Genomic DNA, 303 nt, shown 5'->3' with positions numbered 1-303 from the left:
CCGAGGCCAGCTCCACGGGCAGGCCCGTAGCCTGCAAGGCGTTTGCCAGTGCCCAGCGCGTGGTGTTGACGGCTGCCGCATCGCGCAGCGGCTTTTGGGCCTGCGCAAGAATGGCGTTTAGTCGCTTGTGGTCCTGGGCCAGAAAATCCTCAATGCTGCGCGCCGCTTTTTTCTGATTGCAGCAGGCGCAGGCCAGGGTCAAGTTGGAGGCACGGTTGCTGCCGCCATAGGCCCTAGCTCGGATGTGTTCGATCTGCAGGGGCAGATTCCTGGCGCCGCAGTAGGCGCACTGGCGGCCCCATT

The 303-nt window shown here is 64.4% G+C and carries 1 protein-coding gene; it reads right to left on the bottom strand.

Going from position 1 to position 303, the window contains the following annotated elements:
• On the bottom strand, positions 1 to 303 hold a 303-nt coding region (locus GVL12_RS26080; RefSeq protein ID WP_200844119.1), incomplete at both ends, for an HNH endonuclease.

This window comes from Pantoea sp. 18069, from assembly GCF_902706035.1.
Taxonomy (GTDB): Bacteria; Pseudomonadota; Gammaproteobacteria; order Burkholderiales; family Burkholderiaceae_C; genus Comamonas.
This window is presented reverse-complemented; position numbering and strand designations above follow the sequence as displayed.